This window comes from Desulfovibrio oxyclinae DSM 11498 (assembly GCF_000375485.1).
GTDB lineage: Bacteria > Desulfobacterota > Desulfovibrionia > Desulfovibrionales > Desulfovibrionaceae > Pseudodesulfovibrio > Pseudodesulfovibrio oxyclinae.
Window position 1 is genome coordinate 1 of record NZ_AQXE01000006.1, and the last position, 17,696, is coordinate 17,696.

The 17,696-nt window shown below is 60.8% G+C and carries 13 protein-coding genes; 10 read left to right on the top strand and 3 right to left on the bottom strand.

Features of this window, described 5'->3' with window-relative positions:
• Window positions 1-593 precede the first annotated feature (593 nt).
• From B149_RS0107460 to B149_RS0107470, 3 genes are all read right to left on the bottom strand, one after another.
• On the bottom strand, window positions 594-1,241 hold the full coding sequence (locus B149_RS0107460; protein ID WP_018124561.1) for a CBS domain-containing protein: 648 nt from the start codon (window positions 1,239-1,241) through the stop codon (window positions 594-596).
• Between the two features lie 84 nt (window positions 1,242-1,325).
• The gene (locus B149_RS16725) at window positions 1,326-1,826 is read right to left on the bottom strand and encodes a hypothetical protein (RefSeq protein WP_018124562.1); all 501 of its coding nucleotides are present in this window, start codon (window positions 1,824-1,826) and stop codon (window positions 1,326-1,328) included.
• A 65-nt stretch (window positions 1,827-1,891) separates the two neighbouring features.
• Window positions 1,892-2,932: an OmpA family protein gene (locus B149_RS0107470; protein ID WP_018124563.1), complete on the bottom strand. Its 1,041-nt coding sequence runs from the start codon at window positions 2,930-2,932 to the stop codon at window positions 1,892-1,894.
• A gap of 229 nt (window positions 2,933-3,161) precedes the next feature.
• Between B149_RS0107470 and rfaD the strand changes: the two genes are divergently transcribed.
• From rfaD to amrB, 10 genes are all read left to right on the top strand, one after another.
• A complete protein-coding gene (rfaD, locus tag B149_RS0107475; protein WP_018124564.1) occupies window positions 3,162-4,139 on the top strand; it encodes an ADP-glyceromanno-heptose 6-epimerase in 978 nt (325 codons plus the stop codon).
• A 45-nt stretch (window positions 4,140-4,184) separates the two neighbouring features.
• Window positions 4,185-6,539: an LPS-assembly protein LptD gene (locus B149_RS0107480; RefSeq protein ID WP_018124565.1), complete on the top strand. Its 2,355-nt coding sequence runs from the start codon at window positions 4,185-4,187 to the stop codon at window positions 6,537-6,539.
• A gap of 1 nt (window position 6,540) precedes the next feature.
• Window positions 6,541-8,433, top strand: a complete 1,893-nt coding sequence (gene mutL / locus B149_RS0107485; RefSeq protein ID WP_018124566.1) for a DNA mismatch repair endonuclease MutL — start codon at window positions 6,541-6,543, stop codon at window positions 8,431-8,433.
• An 8-nt stretch (window positions 8,434-8,441) separates the two neighbouring features.
• Window positions 8,442-9,575, top strand: coding sequence for an alanine racemase (alr, locus tag B149_RS0107490; protein ID WP_018124567.1), 1,134 nt, complete (start codon window positions 8,442-8,444; stop codon window positions 9,573-9,575).
• Between the two features lie 13 nt (window positions 9,576-9,588).
• Window positions 9,589-9,795 (top strand): hypothetical protein, encoded by a 207-nt coding sequence (locus B149_RS0107495; RefSeq protein WP_018124568.1) that lies wholly within the window; start codon window positions 9,589-9,591, stop codon window positions 9,793-9,795.
• A gap of 201 nt (window positions 9,796-9,996) precedes the next feature.
• A complete protein-coding gene (locus B149_RS0107500) occupies window positions 9,997-11,397 on the top strand; it encodes an NAD(P)/FAD-dependent oxidoreductase (RefSeq protein ID WP_018124569.1) in 1,401 nt (466 codons plus the stop codon).
• Between the two features lie 73 nt (window positions 11,398-11,470).
• Window positions 11,471-12,223, top strand: a complete 753-nt coding sequence (locus B149_RS0107505; RefSeq protein ID WP_026167506.1) for a substrate-binding periplasmic protein — start codon at window positions 11,471-11,473, stop codon at window positions 12,221-12,223.
• Window positions 12,224-12,447: 224 nt separating this feature from the next.
• Window positions 12,448-13,473, top strand: a complete 1,026-nt coding sequence (locus B149_RS0107510; RefSeq protein ID WP_018124571.1) for a sigma-54 interaction domain-containing protein — start codon at window positions 12,448-12,450, stop codon at window positions 13,471-13,473.
• Window positions 13,474-13,524: 51 nt separating this feature from the next.
• Window positions 13,525-16,866: a tetratricopeptide repeat protein gene (locus B149_RS0107515; protein WP_018124572.1), complete on the top strand. Its 3,342-nt coding sequence runs from the start codon at window positions 13,525-13,527 to the stop codon at window positions 16,864-16,866.
• 13 nt (window positions 16,867-16,879) lie between these two features.
• Window positions 16,880-17,689, top strand: a complete 810-nt coding sequence (gene amrB / locus B149_RS0107520) for an AmmeMemoRadiSam system protein B (protein WP_018124573.1) — start codon at window positions 16,880-16,882, stop codon at window positions 17,687-17,689.
• Window positions 17,690-17,696: the final 7 nt, after the last annotated feature.

Sequence of the window (17,696 nt, forward strand, 5' to 3'; positions counted from 1 at the left end):
CCGCCTGAAGGGCCCGCCGGAGGCATTGTCGTTTATACCAGTTGCAGGTTTCGGCCTGTTGGCCGACCTTCTTTTTTGCTTGCGCAGAAAAAAGAAGGCAAAAACTGCGCTTTTGTGGGTGCTCCGCCGCTCTCGGCGAGAGGCTCTATGACGCGGTCACTGCTCCGGGAGAAATGTTTGTGCCTACAAACATCACCCGGACCTGCGTGACCGGTCAAAAGAGCCTCTATGCCTCGATCGGCATTGCTGCGGTACTTGGTTGGCGGGAGTGGATGGTCCGTTGGAGTTTCTAGTGGGGAGCTTGTGCACCGAAAAAGCTCTTCGGGATGTAGTTTGGTTAACAGAGTTCGTCAGCCAAGAACCACAGAACATAGATTCCCGTCAGCGGGGTTGCAGCTGGGACGCGGGTTGTGCGGCCGCATGGAACCGGCAGCTGCAACCCCGCTGACAACCCAGGGATTCCAAAGGGGGCCCGCCCCTTTGGTCCCCCTGAAAGGGGCCGCCTGAAAGGCCCGCCGGAGGCGTCTCTCATCAAAAAAAGGCCGGGCCGCATTGTTGTGCGGTCCGGCCTTTGGGGTGTCTTGGAGGTGGAATCAGACTTCTAGCAGGTCTTNGGGGCCGACGAGCTTGTAGCCTCTTTCCTTGAGTACGTTGTTGATTTCGGTGGGGTCTTCGGTGGCGACGCGGACGACGATGATTCTGCGCGGTCCGTGGAAGAAGGTGGAGGTGGAGATGATGGAATATTTCATGTTGGCGATGATGCCGGCCACTTCATAGAGGACGCCGAAGCGGTCTTCGGTTTCTATGGTGATTCGGCTTCCGCCTTCGCGGTACCCCATTTCTTCCACGAGTACTTCGAGCATGCTGGAGCGGTTGATGTATCCGATGAGTTTGCCGTGGTCGTCGATGACGGCGAGACCGGCGAGGTTCATTTCGTACATCATGTCGGCGGCGGCTTCGATGTCGGTCTGCGGGGTGACGGTCCGGATGTCTTCGCGGACCACTTCGCTGATCGTGAGCTGGCTCATGAGGTAGTTGAGCTCGTGTTTATCGAGCGAGTTGACGACGCTTGGCATGGCGGCGCAGAGGTCTTCCTTGCGCACGTAGCCTACGAGATCGTCACCATCGACGACCAGCAGCATCCAGAGCTTGCTGGCTTCGATCATTTTCTGAGCGTCCTTGACCAGCGTGTCCGGAGTGACCGTGACGAAATCCTTGAGCATTTTCAGCCCGACAAACATGCGAAATCCTCCTTGAAAGACAGAAACCGTGCAACACGACCTTCCACGGGAAGGCCTGCTTGAAAACTATAGTATAAGGGAGTTCTACTTCCAGGAGCCGTTCTGGAACCTGAAGATGACGTAGTTGGGTTTGCGTTCGACAACGCTGAAATCGCCGGTCCTGCATTCTGTGCGGGTTTCGGCGACGGATTCGTAGACGCGTTCTTCGAGGATCATGGTCCCGGTGTAGGGGACCTGCTTGCTCGACTTCTTGCGGACGCGGCAACGCTCGGTGTTGGTGGCGTATTCGTGGTAGCGTGCCCGCCAGTGTCCGTTGGGCATCTGCTCCACTTTCATGCGGGAGCGGGAATGGAGATGGTTTCTGTTGAGTGATGCGATGCGTTTCTTGGCGAAGCGCTTGAAGTGGGCGTGCATCTTGACGAGTTCGTCCTTGACGCGCGGCTGGAGCGCCTCGCCCTGTGCTTTCCCGGGGTCTGCGGCGGCTACGTCGAGCGTAGCGGTCTTCCCCTCGTCCGCGTGTGCGGTGGGAACCAGAAGAATCGCAACCAGAATTGCGGCGAATGCCATGCCAGCCGTGGATTTCATACCAACTCCGCGAAATGAAAAGCCTTGCCGGGAGCGACGTGCACCCGGCAAGGCCCACAATACGGTTATTTGCTCAGGAGATCAACCCTACGGTTGAGCCTGCGGCCTTCGCGGGTGCCGTTGTCGTACTTGGGATTGAGCTCTCCGTAGCCCTTGGTGGTCAGGCGGTCGGAATCGATGCCGTTTTCCACGAGCCAGTCATGAACGGAACCGGCGCGGCGTTCGGAAAGACCCTGGTTGTACGCTTCGGTACCGATGGAGTCGGTGTGACCGGCGATCTCGAATTCGAGGGACTTGTTCTCATCGAGCAGCATCTTCACTTCTTCAAGCACGGGGACCATCTCGTCGGTGATCTTGTACTTGTCGAAGCCGAAGTGCAGGTCGAAGGAAATGGTCATGGCTGCGGGCGCGGGCATGGGTTCGGGCTTCTTCTCTTCCTGCACTTCCTTGTAGAAGACGTTGTTGGCGTAGTTACTGAGGAAGGCGGGCTCGAAGAACTGGGTCACCTCGGCATTGACGGAGCAGCCGTCAAGGGCGCGGATCTGGTCGATGACCATGCGCCCGTGGTCGTTGGTGGCCAGGCTCACGATGTGCAGGCACAGGTTGGAACCGTACTTGGCGTACAGCGCCTTGGCCTGCATGACCGGGTCGGCGCCGATGTTGGAGTTGCCGTCGGTGAACATGATCACCGCGGTCTTCCCGGAAAGTCCGGAGAGCACGGGATCAAGGTCCATGAAGCCGTTGCCCATAGGGGTGTTGCGGTCGAAGATGTCGAAGTCGTCCGGCAACGCAGCGATGCCGTCGGCAAACGCGCCGGTGCTGTAGCCCGTGGGCTGGATGCGCGCTTCAAACGGGGCAAAGCAGAAGATCGCGGCGGTATAGTCCAGATCGGGCACCTCATCGTTCATGGCGGCAGCGGCCTTCTTGGCGAGGTCGATCTTGGTTTTGCCCATTGCGGTGTACTGCTGGGCCATGGAGCCGGACTGGTCCATGAAGATGATGAAGTTGTCCACCTTCTTGACCATCTTCGCATTGGCGATGCCGACGCCGAGGAGCATGGTTGCGGCCATGGCGAGGCACAGGGCGATGATACGGGTCTGTTTCATGACGATCTCCTTGTATCCGGTTGAAACGGTAAATTATTCGACACAGTTTTCAGTCAAGCCAAACGTTAGAACAGAAAATGCGATGAATCAAGCGGGTGTTCGAAAAAATCACATTCAGTATGCGGTTTCTGCATGAGGCCCGCGGTTGCGCCCCGGAGCATAACAAAGTATAAAACCGTGTTTTGCCTTGAACGGCAGTAAATGAAAATCGCTTTCCGGGAGTTGCGGAATGTACATAGTGACCGGCGGCGCGGGCTTCATCGGCAGCGCCATGATTTGGAAGCTCAATACCATGGGCATCACGGATATCCTCGTGGTGGACAACCTCTCCACTTCTGAAAAGTGGAAGAATCTCGTCAACCTGAGGTATGAAGACTACCTGCATCGCGATCAATTCCTCAAGATGATCATCAGCGGCGAGGACCCGTTCGAGACCGAAGGGGTCATCCACATGGGCGCCTGCTCGGCCACCACGGAACTGGATGCGGATTTCCTCATGGAAAACAACTACCGCTACACCCAGCACCTGTGCCGCTTCAGCCTCTCGGCCGGGGCGCGATTCATCAACGCTTCCAGCGCGGCCACCTATGGCGGCGGCGAGCACGGCTTCTCGGACGACGAGGACGGCATCGACGTGCTGCGGCCGTTGAACATGTACGGCTACTCCAAGCAGCTGTTCGACCTCTGGGCCAAGCGCGCCGGGGTTCTGGATCACCTCGCGAGCCTGAAATTCTTCAACGTCTTCGGTCCCAACGAATACCACAAGGGCGACATGATGAGCGTGGTCTGCAAGGCGTTTTCGCAGATCGGCGAGAACGGCAAGCTCAAGCTGTTCCGTTCCCACAGGCCCGACTACGAGCATGGCGGCCAGTCGCGTGACTTCGTTTACATCAAGGACTGCGTGGACATCATGGGCTGGCTGCTGGAGAACCCGGACGTGGGCGGCATCTTCAACGTGGGCACCGGCCAGGCGCGGTCCTTCCGTGATCTGGGACTGGCCACGTTCGCCGCCATGGAGCGCGAGCCGAACATCGAATTCATAGACATGCCCGAGGCAATTCGGGAAAAGTACCAGTATTTCACGCAGGCGGAGATGGGCAAGCTGCGCGAGGCGGGCTATGACGCCCCCATGACGCCGCTGGAGGATGCGGTGAAGGATTACGTGCAGAATTATCTCGCACAGGAAGACCCGCACCTGAAACCCTAAGCTCCAGAGATCGGAGAGACTTTGAAGCCGTTTTCGCGAAATGCAATGCTGTCGGCCGCCGGTGCGGCCTTACTCATCCTGCTTCTGCTGCCCGCCGTGCTCATGGGCAAGGACAGGGTGCTCAGCGGCATTCGCGCTTATGTGCCCCAAATGCCGGAAAAGGCCGAGGAAGACCCCGACAGGTGGACCTTTTCCGCCGACAAGGTTTCGGCCCAGCATACCAGCGAATATATCGAGGCCACCGGAAACTGCACCCTCGCCATGGGCGGCAACCTGATCCGGGCCGACTTCGCCCGCTACTACCGCGAGACCGGCTGGGTGCTTCTTCGCGGCAACGTCCGCGCCCGGTGGGAAGGCGATTTCCTTGAAGCCGACGAGGCCGAGTTCGACCTGAACAACATGCTCGGCTGGCTCAAGAACGGTCGCGCATTCATGGCCAAGTCTCACGTCTACGTGGATTCCGAGCGCATTGAGCGCAAGCACGGGGGCATGTACTCCTTCGAGAACGCCCGCGTCACGCGCTGCTCGGGCGAGAATCCGGCATGGTCGGTGACTTCCGCCCGCGGCGACGTGACGCTCGACGGCAAGGTGCGGCTGTATCACACCGCGTTTCGGGTCAAAAATCTTCCCGTGGCCTATCTGCCTTACGCTTCGCTGCCCGCCACCGGCGAGCGGCAAAGCGGCTTCCTTTTTCCGGAAATAGGATCGAGTTCCCGGCTCGGATTCAATGTCAACGCCGCCTATTACTGGGCCGTGAGCGACGAGATGGACGTCACGGTCTCCGAATATTTCATGAGCAAACGCGGCCTGATGCACGGCCTTGAGCTCAGACACACCGAGGACGAAAATTCCAGAGGCCTCTGGAAAGGCGACTGGCTCGTGGACAACACCCGGGCCACCAAGGAAGCCGACGAGGACGATTCCTTTGACGACGACGGTCTGACGCGGCCCAACCGCAACCGCTGGTGGGTGCGCGGCAAATACGACGGTTGGCTCTTCAGTCCCGAGTGGAAGACGCTGGTGGACCTCGATCTCGTCTCGGATCAGAACTATCTGCGCGAATTCAATCACGGCCGCTCCGGCTTCGAGGCCAGCCGCGACGAGTTCGTGGACAAGTTCGGCCGCGACATCGACGACGCCGACTCCGAGGTCCGCACCAGCAGCGTCTACATGTCCCGCAGCTGGGACCGCGTCGGCGTGGCGGGCAAGATCGAGTACAACCAGAATCTCGCCTACCGCAACGGCAACGGGGACGACAGCAAGAACCCCTCGGTGCATTCGCTTCCCGAATTGGACGCCTTTGCCTGGAAGGATTCTATCCCGGGCACGCCGCTGGAATTCGAAGGTTCCGCCAAGTTCGACCACTTCGTTCGCCGTTATGGCGATGCGGGACAACGGCTTGACCTGCGACCCGCCATCAGCCTGCCGCTGGCGAGCAAGTTCGTGACCGTGATCCCGCGTGCCCGCGTGTTCGCCACTTTCTACAACACCACCAAGCACGAGGACACCGGCAAGCGCACCATCTCCCGCTTCAATGTGGAGAACAACAGCACCGAAGGCGGCAAACAGAGCCGCATCGGCTACGAGACGGGCGTTTCGGCCTTCTCCGAGGTGGACCGGGTCTACCAGCTCGACGGGGCGCTCGACGCCACGCGCGAAAACGCCGGCAAGAGCGAGTGGACCAGCCTGCGTCATTCCGTGATCCCGCGTGTGGACTACAACTATCGCCACAGCATGGGCGACCAGTCCAAGCTGCCGTACTACGACTCGCGCGACAGGCTGGAGCCGGAAGACCTCGTAACGTATTCGCTGACCAACGTGTTCACCCGCAAGCGCCAGTCCGTCAAGCTGCGTCCCGGCGGCGACGACGGCCCGCAGGCGTTCATGAAGACGGATTATCTCGACTTCGCCACCGTGCGTTTCGAGCAGAGCTACGACCGCAACGAGGCCCAGCGTGATGACCGCCGCGACAAGTACGAACGCAGGCCGTTCTCGGATTTCCTTGCTGAGGTGGTTGTCCGGCCCGACGATTACGTTGATGTGGTCATGCGCACGTGGTGGTCGCCCTACATTCAGAAGATTACCCAGCACGAGGGAACGGTCCGGGTGCACAACGACATCGGCGAAGTGTGGGCGGGCTACGACCTGCGCGCTGAAGTGGACGAGTACAAGCGTCTGCGCGAGGATGAAATGTCCATCGGCAAGATCGGCGGCTCGTTGCGTGTGGCAAAGAACGTGACCCTCGGCGTGGAATACCGTCGCGACTTCGAGGCCAGCGAAGATCTGGAAAAGACCGTGCGCATGACTTTCGAGGGCGAATGCTACGACGTGTACCTCCATTATTCCAGAACGCCGGACGACAGCCGCTACGGCATAAGCTTCGACATCCTGAAATTCTGATATGACCAGACGTGCCAACATCAGACCGCTGCCGCAGGGCCTGCGCAACCAGATTGCCGCCGGTGAGGTGGTGGAGCGCCCCTCCAGCGTGGTCAAGGAGCTGGTGGAGAACAGTCTCGACGCCGGGGCCACCCGCGTCGATGTCACCGTGGAACAGGGCGGACGCACGCTCATCGTGGTGCAGGACGACGGCTGGGGCATCCCGGCCGAGGAACTGGAACTGGCGGTCACCCGTCACGCCACCAGCAAGATTCACGAACTGGGCGATCTTGCGGCCATCGGCTCCTTCGGCTTCCGCGGCGAGGCCCTGCCGAGCATCGCTTCGGTGTCTCATTTCAAGATGACCTCCAAAGCCGAGGACCACGACGAGGCCTCGCATGTGGAGGTCCGCGCGGGCGAGGTGGAGTCCTCCGGCCCGGCGGCCCTTGCCGCGGGAACGCGCGTCGAAGTGCGCGGGCTCTTCTCCAACGTCCCGGCACGGCTGAAATTTCTCAAGACCGACACCACCGAGCACAAGCGCATCACCGACATCCTTTCGCGCATTTCGCTGGCGCATCTGCATGCGGGCTTCTCGCTGACCGTCAACGGACGCGAGAGCTTTCGGCTGCCGCCCCGGCAAAAGCTGGCCGATCGACTCGCGGCGTTCTGGCCGCCGCAGGTCTGCGAAAAGCTGCTGCCGTTCGACGCGGAGCGCGATGGATACCGCGCCCATGGCGTGGCGGGGCATCCGAGTCAGGCACAGGGCCGCGGAGACCGGATATTCCTGTACGTCAACGGGCGGGCCGTGGCGGACAAGGTCATGCTGCGCGCCGTGCGGCAGGCCTACGCCGGAATGCTCCTCTCGCGCGAATTTCCGCAGGCGTGCCTTTTTCTGGATATGCCCGCCGATCAGGTGGACGTGAACGTGCATCCCGCCAAGATGGAGGTGCGGTTCATCGACGAAAAGGCGGTGTTTTCTGCCATCCGGCGAGGGGTTGTACAGGCGCTGACTTCACAGCAGTCCGCCCCCGACGCCAGCCCCGCCACCGAAGCGGCGGCCCGTTCCAGCTACAGCGGCGAAATGCCGGATCGTCCCTGGAGCCCACCATCCGGCTCCGCCGAGCCTGCCAAACGTTCGCACACGCCCGGCGGCGACGCGCCCAAGTTTTCCTCCTACCGCGAGTACCGCGCCACCTACGGCGCGCCGTCCACCATGGATGTCCCTCTCCCGGTCACGCCATCGCGTAAGCCGGAAGCGGAGGAAGCAGGGGAAGACTCAAGGCCGGAAGAAGACGCATCCCTTTCAGCCCACCCCGGAATGACCGACCGCGATTCTGAGGTTTCCCGCCGGGCGGAACGGCCGCTTTCCGGCACCGGCATGGAATACCTCGGACAGGTGGCGGACACGTATCTGGTGATCCGCGAGGGGGGACGGCTGGTGCTCGTGGATCAGCATGCCGCGCATGAGCGGGTCATCCTCGAAGCCATGCGCCGGGACCGGACGCGCGGGGACTCCCAGCCACTGGGCATCCCGCTGGAGATGGCCCTGCACCCGGCAGAGGCCGAAGTGCTTGAAGAGCTGTGGGACGGCCTGCGCTCCATGGGTTTTCTGCTTGAGATGGACGGCCCGAACCGCGTGTTGGTCAAAGGCATCCCCCCCACGCTTGAAACGGCCAAGGCGCGTGAATATCTTTCCGCCGCGCTAGGCGAACGCTCCCGCGGCCTCGATGAACTGTGGACCATGCTCGCCTGCAAATCCGCCATCAAGGCCGGGCAGCCACTGGCGGACGACGAGGCGCTGGCCCTGCTGGACGAATGGATGCGCTGCCCCGAGCGTGAATATTGCCCTCACGGAAGGCCCGCCGTGCTGCGCTGGAGCGCGGCCGACATGGAAAAACTCTTCAAGCGCAAGTAGAATCAGCCATGAGCATCACCTATTCCAAAGTTCGCTGCATCGTCGATCTCGAAGCCATCCGCCACAACTACAGGCTCATGAAGAAGGATGCCGGGAACGTGGTTCCTGTCATCAAATCAGACGCCTACGGCCACGGCCTTGAACAGGTCGCCCGAGCCCTTGAGGACGAAGGCGCCGCCAATTTCGCGGTAGGATACGTGCGGGAAGCCGTGGACCTGCGCAAGGCGGGCATCTCCGGCGACATCATTTCCCTTCTCGGCCCTGTGGACATGGACGACTGTGAAGCCATCATCGAACACGACATCGTTGGCTTCGTGGGGCATTTCGAGACGCTGGCGCGGCTGGCCTACAAGGCTGACGGACGGCCCGTCCGCATCAGCCTCAAGTTCGACACCGGCATGTCCCGGCTGGGATTCACCCGTGAGGAACTGCCGAAACTCAAGGCGTTTCTGCGCGGTCGTCCGAACATCGTGCCGGTGATGGCCAGTTCGCACCTTGCGGTGGCGGACGATCCGGCTTCCCGCGAGATTACCGCGGCGCAAGCCCAAGTCTTTTGCGAGATAGTCGAGGATCTTCGCGCCTCGGGCTTTGCGGTACAGGCGAGCCTTGCCAACTCCGCAGCCATAATGGGGCACGAGGGCTGCCGTCTCGATGTTCAGCGCGCGGGCATTTCCCTGTACGGCGGCAATCCCTACGCGGGAACCGAGTGGGAGTCGCTGGGCGATGATCTGCGGCCGGCCATGCAGGTGGCGGCCCCGGTGCTGCACGTGCACACGCTGGACAAGGGCCGCGGCATCAGCTACGGCCATACCTTCACCGCGGACAGGGACATGACCGTGGCCGTGGTCGGCGCAGGCTATGCCGACTGCTATAGTCGCGGACTCTCCAACACGGGCTGGGTTAATGTGGGCGGCGTGCGCTGCCCTATCGTGGGCCGGGTCTGCATGCAGATGACCGCCGTGGACATCTCTCCGGCAGAGGCCGCCGGAGTACAGGTGAAGACCGGAGACGATGCGTGGCTGCTGGGCGGTCCCGGCGACGGGCGAATTTCACCCCAGGACCTTGCGGACTGGTGGGGAACCATTACATATGAAGTGTTCTGCGTGCTGGGCATGAACCGGCGCGAATATCCGGACACATAAAAGGAGCGACACGATGAGCGAATGGGTCATTGCTGAAAACTACCCCAAGGAAGAGCTGGAAAAAGAAGGCGTCACCCCCGAATGGCTGCTGGGCAAGTGGCTGGACGTGGCCGAGGATATGGCGCTGATCCCCGAGCGCAACGTTCGCGTGGAAGAGCGCGGCGGCGTCGTCTTCGTCGAAGTCAGCGAAGAACTGATGTCCTGCATGCGCGGCATGTAGCATTTTCCGTCCATAGGGACGATGAAACGGGAACCGTGCACTGCGGTTCCCGTTTTTGTTTGTCTTGCCGGGCTGTTCGGGCCTGCGCTTTTCCGCTTGACGCGTTGTTGAAACCGGTTATACGGTAGATCATGGCCCGTCTGCGCGCGGTCCCCCGCGCAAGTCGGGCCATACTTGCGTCCAATATACGGAGGAGAAGCAATGGCACCTTCAAAGCCAGCAAAAACGAAATTCGACGTCATCATCGTGGGTGGCGGCCCTGCAGGACTTTTCGCAGCCTATTACCTCGGCGAGCACACCGATCTCGACGTGCTCGTCATCGAACGCGGAAAATCCTCCCTCAAACGCAAATGCCCCATCGCCGGCGACGAGTGGTGCATCAAGTGCCGCCCGTGCAACATCCTGTGCGGCGTGGGCGGAGCCGGGCTGTTTTCCGACGGCAAGCTCAACTTCATCCCGAAGCTCGGCAAGACCGACCTGACCCAGTTCATGCCCATGTCCGAAGCGAACAAACTCATCGACGAAACCGAAGAGATTTTCAACCGTTTCGGCATGGACGGCAAAGTCTACCCGACCAACATGGACAGCGCCAAGTCCGTGCGCAAGGAAGCCAAGCGCAACGGCATCGACCTGCTGCTCATCAAGCAGAAGCATCTCGGTTCCGACAACCTGCCCGGACACATCGCGGGCATGGCTGAACATATCAAGGAAAAAGGTGTGGTGTTCCAGACTTCCGAGGAAGTGAAGGACGTCACCGTGGATAACGGCAAAGTCACCGGCGTAATCACCAGTCGCGGCGAGTACGAGGCCGACAACGTCATACTCGCCCCCGGCCGAGTGGGCGCCGAGTGGGTCGCTTCCGTCGTCAAGGGACACGGCATCAACGTCTCCCAGCGCGGCATCGAAGTGGGCGTACGGGTGGAAGTCGCCAACGAGATCATGCAGGACCTCTGCGACGTGATCTATGATCCGACCTTCTTCGTGCGCACCACCAAGTACGACGATCAGACCCGGACGTTCTGCACCAACTACGGCGGGTTCGTGGCGCTGGAGAACTATCAGGACTTCGTCTGCGTCAACGGTCACGCCTACATGGACAAGAAGTCCGACAACGCCAACTTCGCCTTCCTGTCCAAGGTGGTACTCACCGACCCGGTGGAGAACAACACCGCGTACGGAGAGTCCATCGGTCGCCTTGCAACCATCATCGGGGGCGGCAAACCCATCCTGCAACGGTTCGGCGACCTCAAGCGCGGCCGCCGCTCCACGTGGAACCGCGTGCGCAACAGCTCCATCGAGCCTACGCTCAAGGACGTGGTCTGTGGCGACATCGCCATGGCCCTGCCGGAGCGCATCGTGACCAACCTCGTGGACGGGCTGGAACAGCTCAACGAAGTAGTTCCGGGCGTCTCCAACGACGAGACCCTGCTGTACGCGCCGGAGATCAAGTTCTTCGCCACGCAGGTGGACACCACCAACTCGCTGGAAACCTCAATCCGGGGACTGTTCGTGGCCGGTGACGGCCCGGGCGTTGCGGGGAACATTGTCTCCGCTGCGGCAACGGCACTGGTTCCCGCCAAAGAGATTGTCAAAAGGTCTTAGAAATGTGTCCCGGCAGCCCGTAACAGGGCTGCCGGGCCTTGCCGTACCCCTCCGATTCTTGTAGAAAAAAGGGGTGCGAATCATTCATTTTCAGGCTGCTTTAGCCATTCTTCTGCTTATGGTCTGCTCCGCCCCGGCGCAGGAGCTCGATGTGGCCTATCTGGAGTATCCGCCCTACATGTATACCGAGGACGGGCGTTTCGAAGGCATTCTTGCCGATGCCACCCGTCAGGTGATGGACGAGGCCGGTATCGACGCCGACTACAAGGTACTCCCTGCCAAGCGGATTCTCACCCTCATGATGGCCGGAGAAAAACTCTGTGCCATCGGGGCCTTCCGTACTCCGGGCCGGGAATCCTACGCGTGGTTCTCGGACGTCACCTACCAGAACTCGCCCCTTGCGGTGATCCACCGCAGTTCCGATGAGCGGTTCGCTGAAAAGCGCAGCCTCATAGGCATTCTCGATGATCCCGATCTGGTCATGGGTAAGATGTATGGCTATTCGCTGGGCAGCATGCTCGACCACGAGATCAACATGCGGGTGCGCCGGGTTCGTGAAGTCACTGCGGACCTGCAGCAGTTCATGCGAATGATCGAAATAGGCCGGGTGGACTACGCCTTCTTTTCTCCCGAAGGCATCCGCGGCCTCATGGCCACCAGCGGTACCGAACCGGGCAGCCTCGAATGGTTCATCCCGGAAGGAATGCCCGAAGGGCAGACCCGGCACATCATCTGCTCCCTTTCCGTGCCCGAGGACGTGCGCAGGCGCATCAACGAGGCCGTGAACAAGGTGGAGTTCCCCCGCTGGCAGGACGTCATCAACTGACCCTCCTTCGTTTTCTCCCGGGTTTTATCGAACTACGCCCCGCTCCCGACCGGGATGGCGGGGTTTCGTTTTGTGATGTGGAAAAACAGCTTCGCATGTTTAGAAATTTTTTAAAAAAATCGGATACCGCTTGACACAGTGTCATTAGATTGACAGAGAGTGTAGAGCGTACGGTGAATCGCGTCATGTTGCACGCGGTTTGCGAGTTCTGAAGCGGAGGATAAATGGCGCTGAAACTTGACGGTATCATCGGGGGCAGTCCGGCTCTGGCCGAAGTCTTCAAGGTTCTGGAGAAGGTTGCCCCCACAGAGAGTACGGTGCTGGTCAGCGGGGAGTCCGGGACAGGCAAAGAGCTTCTGGTCCGGGCGCTGCATCGCAACAGTGATCGGCGCGACAAGCCTTTTGTCCCCATCAACTGCGGCGCCATCCCCAAGGAACTGCTGGAATCGGAGCTTTTCGGCCACGAGAAGGGCGCCTTCACCCATGCTGTGCGCTCCCGGCCCGGCCGTTTCGAGCTGGCAGACGGCGGAACCATCTTCCTTGATGAAATAGGGGAAATGGACCTGAGCCTGCAGGTGAAGATTCTGCGTGCACTTCAGGAAAAGGAAATCGAACGCGTTGGCGGGACGCAGGTAAAGAGCGTTGACGTCAGAGTTGTCGCTGCCACCAACCGTGATCTCGAAGAAGAGGTCGCGGCCGGCCGTTTCCGAGAAGACCTGTTCTACCGCCTCAACGTCATCCCCATGCACCTGCCGCCACTTCGTGAGCGGGGAGCCGACATCCTCGAACTCGCCCGCCATTTTCTGGGCGGTTTCTGCCGGGACAAGGGGCGCAAGCGCCTCAAGCTGACGCAGGATGCCCGGGAGATGTTTCTGACCTACACCTGGCCGGGCAACGTGCGCGAGCTGGAAAATTTCATGGAACGCCTCTCCATCCTCTGTGACGGAGAAGAGGTACTGCCCGAAGATCTGCCGGACAAGATGTGGCAGGACATCGGGGAAAAGCCCCGCAGAAAGGAAGAGGAAGTCATGGTCCGGCCCGCCGGGTTCGCATGGCCGACTCTGAGTGATATGAACGACAAGGCCGGTGACCTCAAAGCCTTTCTGGAGTCTGTGGAGGACAGGCTTCTTCTTGAAGCTCTGGATGAGGCGGAAGGGGTCAAGAACCGGGCTGCCGAACTGTTGGGAATCAAGCGGACAACGCTCATTGAGAAGCTCAAAAAGCGCAAATTGCTGGACAACAAGCAATAGCGGCCCCGGTGCGTCCGGGGTTGCAGCACGGAACTTGCAAAGGCAACCCTCGTGACCGAGATACGTCTGCACCGAATCGTCTGGCTGCTGGCCGCCCTGATGTCCGGGTTGCTTCTGGCAACACCGGCCAAGGCCTTGCGCGTTGCCTATTCCCCGCGCGGCGATTCCGACCGTTTTACCTTCACCTTCGACGGTTCCCGCCCCGAGTTTTCGGTCAAACGCACCGGAAGACAACAGATTACCGTTCAGTTTCCGCCCGGCTTCTGGGATGATGAACAGCGTCCGACCACATCGGTATTTCGGGGCGCCAAACTCGTCGACTCGGTAAATATTTCCGGCAATTCGCTCCTCATACGCACCGGCACCGACGCTTTCGGTTATCTCAGGCTCAATGTTCCGGGACGTCCGGAGTTCGTTTTGCAGGTGTTCCGCGACCCCATCGGCGCCAAATGGAAACCCGAGTCGGAACGCAGGGTCGCTCCCGCTCCCCGACCTGAGCCGGAACCGCAGCCCACGCCGCCGCCCGAACCAGAGCCTCAACCTGAGCCGCAACCTGCGTCTGAACCCGCGCCCGAGCCGGCCCCGGAAGTGACAGAGCAGCCGCAGTCCGCCAGCGATATCGCCGCCAGACTGGATGAAGTTCAGCCCACTCCTGTGCAGCAAGCACCGGAGTCCGAACCGGCGCCGCAGACTGAAGAGCAACCCGTTCCTCAGCCGCAGCCCGAACAGGCTCCGGCAGAAGCCGCACCTCAATCGCCAGCTCCGGTCAATCAGGCCGCGCCCGGTCCGGACCAGCCATTTTATTCGGTGCCATATTCCGTCCGCAGTCAGGTCGTAGCTCCACCGGCTCCGGGTGAGGAGCCGGCACCTCCGCAGTCCGTACAGTCCACTGTCGCAGACACTGCCCCCACCGCCAGCGGTGAGGTTCGTTTTCAGGCGCAGGACCGCGACGCTGAGGACGTCAAGCTTTCCGAACTCGACGGCGAAGCTCCCTCGCAGCCTGTTGCCCCGGCACCGGAACAGCAGGCTGGCGGTCAGGTTTCGCCGCCTCCGACACAGGAAAGCGCGCCCGCTCCTGTCGAGCCTGCACAGCGTCCCGTACCCGAGCCGTTGGCGCAAGACATGGCCGAGGCCGACGCCTCTACTGCGCCCGGCGCTGTTTCCGGAGCCGTGGTGCCCCCGCCCTCGCAGAACACCGCGGCCGAAGCCGCACCTCCGATGGCAGAAGAAGTTGCCGAACCCAGCGTGCAGGAGCAGGTGGAAGCCCCGGCGGTGACCGAACCCGCTTCCGAACCGGAAGCCGCTCCCGAGCCCGACGCGGAAACGCAAGCTCCCGCTGCCGAATCTGCAGAGCCTGCCAACGCCACACAGGATGAGGAGCCCGTGACGCTCCCCGAGGGGGTGCCCGAGAAGGACCTCACTCCCGCGCAGAAACAGTTGCTGGTCCAGAACAAGATGTATGACGCCCAGTCCATGATGTTCAACGGTGAGCTTCAGGAGGCGCTGGCAGCGTATGAAGAACTGCTGAAGAAGTCGTATCTGCCCGAAGACATGCGCGAAGAGATCCTCTACGCCGTGGCAGACATCAAGATGCAGCTTTATCGCAATGATCCTGAAAGATTTTATGCCGAGGTCAACGATGCCTACCAGAAGGCGCTCAACGCCAACCTTGAATCCAAGCGCGTGCCGCGGGCGCTTCTTAATCTGGGACTGGTGAACCTCAGGGCGGGCAACGTGCCCGAGGCCAAGGCCTATTTCAACATCCTGCGCAACAAGTATCCTGACGATCCGAACATCCCGGCCATCAGCTACTATTGGGGAGATTACTACTTCAAGCGCGGCGATTATCAGGAAGCGGCCGACCAACTCCAGTACATGATCCAGAAGTATCCGGAGCACGAGCTGGTCAAGTCGGCAGCCTATCTGCTGGCGCAGGCCCTTGAACGCACGGGCTACGACAAGCAGGCGTTTCAGGTGGTGGACTACATCGACAAACGCTGGCCCGATTTCTACATGCAACGCCCGGAATTCCTGATGCTCGCAGGCGGCATCGAGGAGCGGGTGGGCAAGCTCCGTCAGGCCAAGGAGCATTATTTCACCTATTACAACCTGAATCCAGCCGCGGACCGGGCCGACATCGCCCTCGCCAAGATTGGCGACCTGTATCTCCAGATGGACCTTCAGGATCCCGCCAAGGAAATCTACCAGAAGGCCGCCAAGGAGTTCCCGGACAAGGAGGGCGGGCTCATCGCCAAGATGCGCCTGGCCGAAGAGGGCATCTACGACGACCCCACGCTGGTGCAGATGGGCAGCGTCTTCGATCGCCCCTACAACCTCCAGCCGGTGAACATCTACAAGGAAATTGTCGAGAAGCACCCGGAAAGCCCGCTGGCCCCGGTGGCCCAGCTCAAGCTCGCCATGTGGTACGCCTTTCACAACAAGAATGCGGATGCCCTTGCCGCCGCACAGGACTTCCTTGACCTATTCCCGGAAAGTCAGCTCGCCACAAGGGCCAGAGAGCTTGGCGACAGCGTGTTTTTCAAGGCCGTGCCGGGCCTCATGGAACAGGAACACTACAAACGCATCGTCCGCTACTGGGAAGACTACGATTTCATCGGCGAAGGCGAGACCAAGGTGGACGACGACACCAAGCTCATGGTTGCCACTTCCTACTGGAAACTCGGTCAGCCAGCCAAAGCCCTTGCGCTGCTGGAACCGTATCTTGACGAGCAGATTCCCGGCGTTTCGGAAAAGGCGCTCGACCTCGCGGTGAACGTCTACCTCGGCGAATACAACTGGAACGGCATCAACCGTCTGGTCAAGCACGCCGAAGAAAACTGGGATCTGGGCGAGAAGCAGCTGCGTCAGTTGAACTACGCTCGCGCCATGGCCCTGCAGAACATGGGCGAGGACATCCGCGCGGTGCCGCTCTGGGCCGAGCTGGCCAAGAATCCAGAGGTGGACCCGTCCTTCCGCGGCTACGCCATGTATTATCTGGCCAAGAACGCCATGCGCAAACAGGATCTGCGGCGCGTCTTCCTCTATTCGCAGGAAGCACTCTCCCTGCTGCTCCAAACCGACGGCGATCCCGAGAAGATCAAGGATGCCGTGCTCATGTCCATCAACGCCACCGAACGCTCAGGTCGCTACGAAGAGGCCCTGCGCTGGGTTCGCGAGTACGACAAATACATCACCCCCGACCACCCCGAGTGGGCGCCCACGCGTCTGAAGCTGGCCCGCATCTACAGAAAGGCCGGGGCCATGGACGAGTGGAAATCTTTATTGCAGGATATAGTGGACAGGAAACCCGGTTCCCTGCAGGCGGACCTCGCCCGGTCCGAACTGGAAACATGGGAGCTGGAACAACGGGCGCAGGAGTACGCGCCCCAATAAACGGGAGGTGCGAATGAACAGGCAACCCTGCGTCGCCGGACGCTTCTACCCCGGCGAACCCTCAGCCCTTCAGGCTGAGCTGGACACCTACCTCGACGACGGCGGAGAACGCCGTCAGGCCCCGACACGCCTCGCCATGGTTCCACACGCGGGGTACATGTTTTCCGGTCCGCTCTGCGGCAAAACCCTCGCCCGGGCCAGACTCGCCAAAACCATCCTGATGCTCGGCCCCAACCACACCGGCATGGGAACACCCATGAGCCTGTGGGACAGCGGCCAATGGGAATTCCCCGGCGGAGCAGTTGCAGTGGAGACCGAGCTTGCCCAGAGCCTGCTCGCTGAAGTGGACGAGTTTCAATCCGACACCCGCGCCCACCTCAACGAACATTCCCTCGAAGTGGTCGTGCCCTTCCTGCATCGCCTGAATCCCGACGTGCGCATCATCCCCGTCGCCATTGCCGAACAGGATCCCGAAGCCCTCGCCGAAGCAGGAAGACAGATCGCCTCGGTCCTGAAGAATCACCATGAAGACGTATCCATCGTCGTCAGCTCCGACATGAGCCACTTCATCACGGAAGATCAGGCCGCCAGACAGGACAAGCTCGCTCTGGACGCAGCCCTCGAAATCGACCCCGAAGCCCTCTGGCAGACCGTACGCACCAACCGAATCTCCATGTGCGGCGTCATGCCCATGACTCTGGGCCTCACCGCAGCAAGAAGACTCGGCGCATCATCCGCCGTCCTCACCGGATACACCTCGTCCGCAACAGTTACCGGAGACCGCCAACAGGTCGTCGGCTATGCGGGGATTATCGTAGAATAGGCAAAGA

Bases quoted from the DNA above. Each gene is read 5' to 3' on its own strand.
- amrB (WP_018124573.1), top strand. From the start codon at position 16,880: ATGAACAGGCAACCCTGCGTCGCCGGACGCTTCTACCCCGGCGAACCC.
- B149_RS16725 (WP_018124562.1), bottom strand. From the start codon at position 1,826: ATGAAATCCACGGCTGGCATGGCATTCGCCGCAATTCTGGTTGCGATT.
- rfaD (WP_018124564.1), top strand. From the start codon at position 3,162: ATGTACATAGTGACCGGCGGCGCGGGCTTCATCGGCAGCGCCATGATT.
- B149_RS0107480 (WP_018124565.1), top strand. From the start codon at position 4,185: ATGCTGTCGGCCGCCGGTGCGGCCTTACTCATCCTGCTTCTGCTGCCC.
- B149_RS0107500 (WP_018124569.1), top strand. From the start codon at position 9,997: ATGGCACCTTCAAAGCCAGCAAAAACGAAATTCGACGTCATCATCGTG.
- B149_RS0107470 (WP_018124563.1), bottom strand. From the start codon at position 2,932: ATGAAACAGACCCGTATCATCGCCCTGTGCCTCGCCATGGCCGCAACC.
- B149_RS0107495 (WP_018124568.1), top strand. From the start codon at position 9,589: ATGAGCGAATGGGTCATTGCTGAAAACTACCCCAAGGAAGAGCTGGAA.
- B149_RS0107510 (WP_018124571.1), top strand. From the start codon at position 12,448: ATGGCGCTGAAACTTGACGGTATCATCGGGGGCAGTCCGGCTCTGGCC.
- mutL (WP_018124566.1), top strand. From the start codon at position 6,541: ATGACCAGACGTGCCAACATCAGACCGCTGCCGCAGGGCCTGCGCAAC.
- alr (WP_018124567.1), top strand. From the start codon at position 8,442: ATGAGCATCACCTATTCCAAAGTTCGCTGCATCGTCGATCTCGAAGCC.